Here is a 7,599-nt window from a genome sequence, read left to right as displayed (position 1 = left end):
GCCAAAAGGTGTTGTGAATTGAGGCTCTTCGCTATCAGAATATTTTTGACGACGGTTAAAATTCGAAGCATCTTTACCTTCATACTCCTTTTGTTCCCCTTGAGAACGAGGGTTACTAGATTGAAACTCAGAAAAATCGATGGGACAAGGATTCATAGCACGTTGGAACTCAACCTCTTTTCGAGCTGCCGCAATACTAGGATCCTTGATGTTGCTTACATCTACGTGTTCACTCATTCTATTCTCCTCATGGAGGTCATCTCTATTGGCCTTACAATTCTTATTTTGAAAGCTACTGTGATATCCCTCACTTATTCCTACTAATTTAATATGATTATGTACTTATAATATATTATATAAATACCTATGTCAATAGTAGGTATTTAAATTTGTTTTTATTTTAAAAGCAAGAAAAAAGAGAGGCCTTAAGCCTCTCTTTCAGAATATATAGTTGTGAAGTGTTACTCATGTGGTGTTGTATATGTAATATTTTGTGCTTCGTAGCTTTCACCATGAGCTAATACGTGAACGATAGTTTCTAATGTAGCGCGTACGGTCTCAACAGCCATGCTCGGTTGATCTGGCTTGTTTACCACTTGGGATGGCAAGTACGGAATGTGCATGAATCCCGCCTTAATATTGCCTTTTTGAGCTGCATAATGTAGCACACCGTACATAATATGATTACATACGAAGGTGCCTGCTGTATTAGACACTCTCGCAGGAATACCTGCTTGGTGCAATGCATTAACCATATCCTTGATAGGCAGTGTAGCAAAGTAAGCACTTGGGCCATCAACTACAACAGGCTCATCAGTAGGTTGGTTACCGCCATTGTCTGGTATGCGGAAATCATCGCAGTTTATGGCTACCCGTTCAATTGTAATATCTGGGCGACCGCCAGCTTGACCTACACAAAGGATAAAATCAGGATTACATTTGTCAGCTGCTGCTACCGCTGTTTTTACAGATGTATAACGCACAGTTGGCACCATTTGCGTCACTACTTTGTAGTCCCCATCTGTGTAACCATCCATCGTTTTAACAGCTTCCCATGCAGGATTGATACTTTCACCGCCGAAAGGATCAAACCCGGTAATCAAAATAGTTTTCATCATAGTACCTCGTAACCGTCTTCAAAGACGTTGTATATAAATTAAATTAAAGGAAATAGTACATTAACAGAATATTCAATGTAAGCATTACGATAGCTACAGGAATTTGAGCCTTAATAACGCCGTAGGTATCCTTCATTTCAAGAAGCGCCACAGGAACGATATTGAAATTTGCTGCCATTGGCGTCATCAAGGTACCACAATAACCAGCAAGCATTGCAATAGGACCAATCACCGCTGGATTAGCGCCATGACCTGCAACAAGCATCGGAACACCTATAGCACTAGTAATCATAGCAAAGGCTGCAAAGGCATTCCCCATAATCATTGTGAAGAAGGCCATTCCAATACAGTACGCTACAACGATGAGGAATACATTATCTGCAGGAACTATGCTAGCTACCATACTTGAGATCAATTTACCTACCCCTGCAAGGTTAAATAGATACCCAAGGGCTGCTAATAATTGAGACAAGATAGCAGTCCAACCGATGGCATCGAGAAGACGACGACCTTCATGGAAACTTTGATTTACCTTAGCTTTCGTAATATATAACGCCACGCATAGGGCAATAATAGAAGCAATGGCAAGGCCTACGAGAGCACCCAGTTTCGTAAAGAAACCGATGATGAACGTAATAATACCTACGAGCAATGCCGGAATAAAGATCACATTACCAATACGTAAGGCTTCCATTTTTTTGAAATCTATGGCAGATTCAAAATAATTACCTTTACCAAGTTGTTTAAATAACACAATTGCCGCCATAGCAATTACGAGCCAGCCATTAATTTCTTTAGACATATAAGAGCCAAAGATGAAGGAAATACCATATAATAGCCAGAACAGACCAGTACCAATACGATGATTATGGCCCTTATCGACAAAAGATTGTATGGAAAAAATAACTAAGATAATACCTACTAAAAGATATACAAAGTCTAAGGGCTGCATTTTATATACTAATTCCAACATATTATTTGCCCCCTTTCGCTAACTCTTCTGGTGTAACAAGGATGTTAAGCTCGTTTGGTACAAGTTTGCCAGCTTTCATATCCGCCTCGTCTTGAGCCACACTAGCTTGGATTGTTTTATCAAAAATAAAGAATCGAATAACACTCACTATATAGGCACATATTGCAGTAGGAACTCCATATAGTACCATATCTGTAAGCTCAACATTATAGCCCAGTTGCTCCATAACACCTTTAATCAATAAAAGACCACCCGCTGCAAGGAACAAGTTTTGACCAAAAAAGTTACCAATATTATCTGTAGATGCCGCTACACCACGAATCTTATCGAGTGTCCGTTGAGATATAGGGCGACCTTGCGCTACCGCAGCTTCACTCATAGGAGAAATCAAAGGACGAACCATAGCTACAAGACCAGACATACTAATACCCAGAGATACTGTTACTTGTCGAACAAATAGATAAATCATAAAAATACGGCCAGCTGTTGCGGCTTGAATCTTACCAATCAATATTTCTGCCCGTTCACGTAAACCGTGGCGTTCCATAATACCAATTACAGGAAGTACCAAGGCAAATAGTGACATGTAACGATTTTTTACGAAAGCCTCTCCAATAGCACCGACGATTTCGTTTATGCTAAGCCCTGCTGAAAGCCCCGTCACAAAGCCTGCGGCAATAACTACTAACAATGCATTAAAGCGTAGCATCAAACCAATGACCATCACTAAAATGCCCGATAAAATAATCATAGGGACACATCCTTTCTACAAACTACACATAATCACATATAACTGCAAAGGCACAGTATATATATTATGTATATTATATACGAATACATTATATATCAAATAGTAATAATATCACACAATAAAAAACCTTGTAATGTATTTTAGTAGCTTGCTACTATCTTACAACTAGCTAGAAACTACTAAAAGTGTATTACAAGGCGATTTACTTATTTAACTCAACTCTTTCTTGAACAAAATGGTAGTATGTTGTTTTCCTCTAAAATGAACCTTATCATACGCTTTAAAACCAAAGGATTCATACATCTTAGGCAACCACGGATGTTCCTTCGCGGTTCCCAAGGTCACTGCATTGGTTTTGAATTGTTCTTTTAATAGCGCTTCTGCATAGCCCAAGGTTTCCCGAGCATAGCCCTTTCCTTTGAAAGCTGGCGCCGTTACAAAGTGTGCAATATGTGGATATTTATCCGGTGTTGAATATTTCACCCAAGGCATACAAAACGTAATGGAGCTGACTAACTGTCCATCGATATATAACCCATACACAGGATAATTTTCAATCCACTCCTTGGATTCTTCCTCTGTAAAATCAATGGCATCAAAGGTGATCGGATAGTCTTTAATCGCTGCATAGCCATCGATTAATACCTTATGATATTCTGCTGTATCTGCTACTGTTAGTTGTCTGAATTCTTTCATGGTCTTTTCCCTCATTCTATATTTTTATTCACAAACCATGTATATTTATTTAATTTATGAACGTAATTATACACCTATACGTATTAACTTGCAATAGATTTACATAAATATTATACGGAACACTAATGCCTAATATAGAATTGCGTTATGAAATATAGTAATACTCACATTTTATCGTGTTAATTTACAATACACATCAAGTGTATAAAGATAAAATACTCCATACTTATATATCATTAGTACTTTTTCTATTATTAGCAGCTTCTACTATTTGGGCACAAAAAACAGGATGTATCACGAAGATACATCCTGTTTTTGAGCTTTCACAAGCTCGAGGGGAAGTTGTCGTATTATTTGTAAATACGGGAACCGTATACGTCACGTTGGTTTTCAGGTTCGTTGTTAACGCGAACACGTTCAGTTTTGTGACGATCGTTGTCACCACCAGAGATACGATCAATGCGGAAGTGGTTAAGACGAATATTTTGTAATTCAGGACCGAATTCATTCATCGCACGTTTCATGTTTTCATCGATAGGAGCACCATTTTGAAGTGCACGGTACAACATAGTTGCGAATTCGTAGCGAGTCATTTTTGCATCGCCTTTGAATGTGCCATCAGGGTAACCAACAAGGATACCATTACCAGCCAATTGGCTAATGTATTGGTAAGCCCAATGGTTTTGAGGAACGTCTGGGAATTCAGCAGTTTTGCTAGGATCGATAGCAAGTGGGTTCAAGATTTGTAACAAGTTGTTATATTTGTTTTCCATATCTTGAAGACGTGCGTTCAATTCAGCGATTTCACGGCCCATAGCTACGCGGGAACGGGACTCAGGGGAACGTTTACCAAGACGAAGGGATACGCCTGCGTTCAATTGAGTTTCGCCAGTACCTACAGTACCACCAACGGAGAACATAGTGTCTTCGTTAGGACGGTAGAACGCGCCTAATGCAGCGGAGTTTGCATTGTGGTAGTGACCATAACCAGCAGCGATTGTCCATTTGTCATCTGGGTTGAAGTCCAATGGATGCAATGCAGCCAATGCAGCGGAACCTGCACCAACTTTATTAACGCGTTTTTCAACGTTGCCTACACGATTATTGATGTTTGTAATTTGGTTAGTTACGTTAGAAGGTACACCTTTGTTGATTTGATCTTGCAATTCATTTGCTACGGAGTACAATTGGCTACCATTTACAGCATCTGTAGAAGTAGCGGAGATTTCACCTGCTGCAACGTTGTGAAGTTGACGTTCTTCACCAGCTTTACCAACGGATACAGAGCCTACAGGACTAGTACCAGCAAAGCCACCATATGTATGACCTGCTAAAGTTGCACTAGTTACATTTGTAGCAGAACGAGTAGTTGCATTAGCACCTAACGCAATAGAGTTTGCAGTGGATGCATTAGCTTTGTTACCGATTGCAATGCTGTAATCTGCGCCTGCAGAAGCATCAGAACCAAATACATTAGTACGTACACCATCAGCATGAGCACCAGCACCAAATGCTTGAGCATGATCGCCATTTGCATATGCAGAGGAACCGATAGCATTAGCATGATTACCATTAGCTTGTGCATCAGCACCGATAGCATTGGCTTTATAACCAGTAGATTTAGCTTCATGGCCAAATGCTAAGGAACGTACATCGGAAGCAGCTGCACGAGTACCAATTGCAATACCCCAAGTTTTGTCAGCTTCTGCACCATGCCCGATAGCAATAGATTCGCTCATTTTTGCTTGAGCTGCATTACCTACAGCCAATGCAGAGCTGCCTAATGCAGTATTTTTAGAACCGATAGCTACGGAGTTGCTATTCCAAGAACCATTTAAAAGTGTAGCAGAATCTGGCTCATTATCGAAAGTACGATCGCGGTAGTTTGTAGTAGTGCCACCGATAGTATTGTTATAACCATAAGCGATCGCATTTGTACCATTAGCGACGTTAGCATCACCAAAAGCTTGTGCATATGCACCTGTTACAGTATTGCCGTCACCGAAAGCATTAGCTTGGTTACCATTAATAGTGTTTTGGTTACCGAAAGCACTGCTAGAGCCGTTAGCGCTTGTAATGGTATTACCTTGGCCTACAGCAATACTTGTAGCTGAACCATTAGCAACAGTACCATAAGATACATTATTATGCGCATCAGGAGATGCTGTTGCATTGCCAGCTGCAAAGATAAAACCATCTGCAGTAGTCACAGGAGCTGCATTTACAGGAGCAACAGCAGTACCTACTGCTGCCACTGCAGCTAATACAGCAAACGCTAATTTTTTGGAATGTTTCATTTCTCTCATCTTACACCCTCACTAAATTAAAATTCTTAACCAAATACAATACAATACAATTTTTCAACCTCTCTAAGTGTTCCGCCTCTCTCCTCGGGCTGATCAGGAAATATTTCTAATTAATCTCTCAAAAAATAGTTCCATCTCAGTTTAAGAAAAATTTATATTGTTGATTACCCGCATAGCATATCAAAGTTTTACGATATACACAACCCTTTTTCCCACATAAACTTCATTAATAAGTCTTCATATACCCTAAAAACAGCTTGATTACTAGCCTTCTGTGTTGAGCTAATATATTCATCATTTTTTATGATGAGTGAAAAAAATCACAACATCGCTAGTATTTTTTATTTAATAAATCGCCTGACTTATAAATAATTAATCATTCTATAAGTATTTAGAATATAATATGAACCCCCATTAAGCCTCATTCACACTGCATTCATGAACTATTTGTGAATTTAACTTTTATGCATATTTAATCTGTATTCTTTCATTTTATATTTATTTTATTTTTAACAATTGACCAATATATATCTATACATATCAACATATATACATGTTGCAATTAAAGCTTTAAAGGAATAAAGTTTACAATTTCTCCGTTTAATATCCAATGTTTTATGTATACACGGCTAAAATAAAAGTAAGCCTCCTAGTTTTTCTAAAGAAAATAAGAGGCTTACTTTATTTTTTATATTAAATTATGCTAATAATGCACTTACTAGTTCTTCTGCTTTATTGAGATCAGAAGCGTCTGGATTCCAGTTACATTTAATTTCTGGTTCTACTACGGCAAAACCATATTTAGTTAGCTCTTCACGAAGAACTTTCGTAGATTCACCAGACCAACCGTATGTACCAAATACAGCGGCCTTTTTATTTTTAAACTTCAACTCACGTAAGAAGTCGAGCCAACCAGCTACACTAGACAGTACGCTATTGCCTGTTGTTGGAGAGCCTACGGCAATCGCTTTAGACTTAAATACCTCTGTCATGATGTCATTTTTATTTGTTTTACTGATATTGTAAATTTTAACGCGCGTATCTGGAGCTTGCTTAGAAATTTCTTCTGCAATTTTATGAGCTATTTTTTTTGTGCCATCCCACATTGTATCGTACACCACTGTAATTTGGTCTTCTTGGTATGCTTGAGACCATTCGTAGTATTTTTCTACAATTTGCATTGGGTTGTCACGCCAAATAGCACCGTGGCTTGTAGCAATAATATCGATAGGCAAATTGAGCTTTTGAATTTCTTCAATTTTAGCTTTTACCAATGGGGAGAAAGGATTCAAAATATTAGCGTAATATTTCATCGCCTCTGCCCATAAACGGCATTGATCCGCTTTATCTGCCCACAACTCTTCTACTGCGTAATGTTGACCGAACGCATCGTTAGAGAACAAAATATTGTCGCCTGTCATATAGGTTGCCATGGAATCAGGCCAATGGAGCATGCGCATTTCTACGAAAACCAAGGATTTACCATTGCCAATGTCTACGGAATCACCAGTTTTAACAACTTTAAAATTCCATTCTGGATGATGATATTGACCAACCAAGGACTTAACGGCATTTTCTGTACAGTAAATCGGCGTATTAGGAATTTTCTCCATCAACGCAGGCAAGGAACCACTGTGATCCACTTCGCCGTGGTTACATACGATGAAATCAATTTTATTTAAATCGATTTCAGATTCCAAATTGTCGATAAACTCAGAGGAATGAGGTTTCCACACCGTATCGATGAGGCCTGTT

The 7,599-nt window shown here is 38.7% G+C and carries 6 protein-coding genes and 1 pseudogene; all 7 read right to left on the bottom strand.

Annotation, left to right across the window (positions count from 1 at the left end):
* Window positions 1-237, bottom strand: a pseudogene (locus tag Q0F90_RS05780) (glutathione S-transferase family protein); the annotation flags it as partial.
* Window positions 238-461: 224 nt separating this feature from the next.
* Complete coding sequence (gene pcp / locus Q0F90_RS05775) at window positions 462-1,115, bottom strand: pyroglutamyl-peptidase I (protein ID WP_367113413.1); 654 nt, start codon at window positions 1,113-1,115, stop codon at window positions 462-464.
* 46 nt (window positions 1,116-1,161) lie between these two features.
* On the bottom strand, window positions 1,162-2,091 hold the full coding sequence (locus Q0F90_RS05770; protein ID WP_296004132.1) for a DUF979 domain-containing protein: 930 nt from the start codon (window positions 2,089-2,091) through the stop codon (window positions 1,162-1,164).
* Window position 2,092: 1 nt separating this feature from the next.
* Window positions 2,093-2,842: a DUF969 domain-containing protein gene (locus tag Q0F90_RS05765; RefSeq protein WP_296004131.1), complete on the bottom strand. Its 750-nt coding sequence runs from the start codon at window positions 2,840-2,842 to the stop codon at window positions 2,093-2,095.
* Window positions 2,843-3,052: 210 nt separating this feature from the next.
* Window positions 3,053-3,538, bottom strand: coding sequence for a GNAT family N-acetyltransferase (locus Q0F90_RS05760; RefSeq protein WP_296004130.1), 486 nt, complete (start codon window positions 3,536-3,538; stop codon window positions 3,053-3,055).
* Between the two features lie 350 nt (window positions 3,539-3,888).
* A complete protein-coding gene (locus tag Q0F90_RS05755) occupies window positions 3,889-5,844 on the bottom strand; it encodes an S-layer homology domain-containing protein (protein WP_296004129.1) in 1,956 nt (651 codons plus the stop codon).
* Window positions 5,845-6,542: 698 nt separating this feature from the next.
* The coding region (locus tag Q0F90_RS05750; RefSeq protein ID WP_296004128.1) for a flavodoxin domain-containing protein at window positions 6,543-7,599 on the bottom strand (1,057 nt) is incomplete at its 5' end.

The organism is uncultured Veillonella sp., from assembly GCF_934190855.1.
GTDB lineage: Bacteria > Bacillota > Negativicutes > Veillonellales > Veillonellaceae > Veillonella.
This window is presented reverse-complemented; position numbering and strand designations above follow the sequence as displayed.